Below are 3,016 nucleotides of genomic sequence, written 5' to 3'. Positions count from 1 at the left end.
CTACAAGGCAAAAGTCTTGTTTTTAATAAAAGTGATCTATTTAAAGCTAAATGCAAGGCACATTTTTTATCCGATAAAATTAGTAGCTTAAAAAAAGAGCCTTCTCAGAAGGCTTTATTTGAATTGTAGGATTGTAAAATTTGAAGATTTTGAGAAAAAAAAGAGGTTTTTTCACAGCCTGACGTTCTGGTACTACAGCGGGTTTGGGGTTAAATTAAGTCTATTCTTCGGATTTGCCAAGTCTTCCAAATACAAAACCAACTTCCCATTAAGCCAATTGCCCAAATCCGTTGTAGCTGTTACCAGAGGTTTTTATTCTTTCATGACTATTTTTGCAGTCTCTTTTGCTATTCCAATTGTTGCAATTGAACCACTATTAAATCTCAAAAAATCTGATTCAATTCCATCACTAAATATAACTCCACTAGTAGGCATTAAAGATTCTATGGTTAGACTGTTTTGAGTTTTTATAATTCCTGATGTTATTCCAATTTGAGTTCTGACACTTTGAAAAGGTTCTCTAACAGCAAATAGCAATTCGTTGTCTTTTAGTTTTGGTCTTTTCGGTTTTAAATTTTTCTCAAACATATTGGCAATTCCATAAGACATATTAAAAATAGAACTCAACCAACCTGTTGAACCCGCTGGTGTAGAAACAATTAAACCACTTGAAGATTGTTCCTCAATATTGTTGTTATAGGTTATTTTATATTTTGCAGAAATATGTGTTGATGCCCCGATGAACAAGTCATTAAATGCCAAAAGACGTTGACCATCATTTAATTTTGCTTCTGCAAATCGCATAGTCTTCGAATTATATTTGTTGTTAATTACATTTTCAACTCCACCAATAAAATTTGAAATGTCAAATGGTAATAAAACACCATCATATCTTTCTTTATCTGGATTTACTGCAATAATTGGAATATTTTTTGAATATTTTGCTGTATTTGCGACAAGTCCATCTTGCCCGATTACAATAATTAATTGATTTTCAGAAAATATAAATGATGGGACAAAATTTCTTTCGATAATTTTGTTTTTTATAACTTTTGAAAGTTGTATTTGTAATGATTGTAATGAATTTTGAAAAATTTCGTTTTCAATTTCGTAATCATCAAAATTACCTCCAAGTCGTTCAATATAAAATTTGGCCTGTGCTTTTGTATTAAAGCGTTCAATTAATAATTCAAGGCGTGTTTTATTTTTGACAATTATAGCATATTCAGTGCTCATCGTGTATTATTTCTCGTTTAATAAGGAATCTAATAAATCTGGACTAATATTTAAGTTACCAATTTTATCAGCATTTTCGGCAAGTTGTCTAAACGCAAGCGAAATATTAAATTTAGGATCAGGATTATTATTCAACGCAGTTAAAATTTTCCAATCGATATCTTTGTATGGTTTCAAAGTTGCTTCAATGACGTATCCTTGAGTTTCGGCTTCTATTTTGTCATTTTCTGTTTTTTCTTCTATTAAAAGCTTTCTTTGATTTTCAACTGAAATATCTGCTTCAAGTTTCATTTCTCTCAGCTTTCTATCATTTTCAGCTTTTATAACTTCAGATTCCATTTTCTTCTCTGTAATTTGCTTTTGTTTTTCTTCAATTGCAATTTCAGTATTTAGTTCCGTTTCTTTAATTTTTCTTTCTTGTTCCACTGCAAAATTTCGTCTTTCATAAATTGCTTGGTCAGCTTCCTGTTGCAATTTTTCTCTTGTTTCGGTTTCTAATGCTCTTGACATTTCAGGAGTTGCCGAAATCGCTAAAATATTTGCTCCCAAAATTTCTATTCCAAGCATATTTATCGCGGTAGAATTTTTTAATCCTTCAATAATACTTTCTTCGATGGTTTTGGCTGAACGAATTGCATCTTTAAGTTTTATTCCGTGAATAAATGATGAAGTTGCTGTCTGTGCTTCATTAATTAATCGTTGGTTTAGTTTTTCAATATCGTTCTTTTTATATTGTCCATTGTCTTGAACAGTAAAATCCAAGACATCAGATAAAGTTTTTGGGTTTGTGATTTTATAACTTATTTGACCTTGTATAGTTACAGATTGATAATCATTTGTCGACTCACTAAAAATGAAAGGCAAATCGTTACTTCCCATTGGAATTGCAACGATTGAACTATTTGGCGAAAAGTAAAAAAATGAAAGTCCGCGACCTTCTTTTTTTATGGTTCCATTTTTAAAATGTAAAACATAAGTCATTGCATCAAATTGTATGTGTTTAAATCCAAACATAATTCTTATTTATATTTTAGGTTATTATTAAATGTGGTGTTTCTTAAAATCTCTGGTAACGTCGTTCTGGTACTACAGCGGGTTTGGGACTAAATTAAGCCCATTCTTCGGATTTACAAAATCATCCCAAATACAAAACCAACTTTCCATTTAGCCTATTGCCCAAATCCGTTGTAGTAGCTGTTATGCACCGTATTTTTTATTTAATATTAGAGTTTTCAAAGGCCATTCATCAATATTTATAACAATTTTATTTTTCTCTAAATTGGCCAATATTTCATAAAAAATATTTTCAGATTTTAGAATTTCAGAAGCATGTTTCAAAGAATCCGTTGTTTGCATAAACTTAAAAAGATAAAAATTATCAATTGCTCCGTAATTCGATTTACGATTAATTTTTACGTGCAAGTATTGTTTAGTTTGTAAGTTTTCAAAATCACATGCATCACCGTGAAACCAATAAGTCCAATTTGTGTTCAGGCTACCTTTCCAAAGATTATTCTGCCTTGTCATAAGTTTAGCAAAAGGAAAACGTTCGCTTAAATCTATCTGATATTCGACAGCTAATAAATTTATCATTTCATTTGCTTTTTTCTCAAACGAAATAATAGTTTCAATTAGTAATTCTTCTTCAGATGTTCTCATTAATTCTGGTGATTAATATGGTGCATAACGTTCTGGCACTACAGCGGGTTTGGGGTTAAATTAAGCCCTATTTTCGGATTTGCCAAATCTTCCCAATTACAAGACCAACTTACCATTAAGT

3 protein-coding genes are annotated in these 3,016 nt (G+C 30.7%); all 3 read right to left on the bottom strand.

Annotation, left to right across the window (positions count from 1 at the left end; genetic code table 11):
* Positions 1 to 312: 312 nt before the first annotated feature.
* Entirely contained in the window at positions 313 to 1,236 is a 924-nt protein-coding gene (locus AC1DY0_RS18880; RefSeq protein WP_477190128.1) for an NAD(+)/NADH kinase, read from the bottom strand.
* 6 nt (positions 1,237 to 1,242) lie between these two features.
* Positions 1,243 to 2,250: an SPFH domain-containing protein gene (locus tag AC1DY0_RS18875; protein WP_011963223.1), complete on the bottom strand. Its 1,008-nt coding sequence runs from the start codon at positions 2,248 to 2,250 to the stop codon at positions 1,243 to 1,245.
* 183 nt (positions 2,251 to 2,433) lie between these two features.
* Complete coding sequence (locus AC1DY0_RS18870; RefSeq protein WP_477190127.1) at positions 2,434 to 2,895, bottom strand: DUF6896 domain-containing protein; 462 nt, start codon at positions 2,893 to 2,895, stop codon at positions 2,434 to 2,436.
* Positions 2,896 to 3,016 lie beyond the last annotated feature (121 nt).

Source organism: Flavobacterium sp. P1_E4, assembly GCF_056405915.1.
This window is presented reverse-complemented; position numbering and strand designations above follow the sequence as displayed.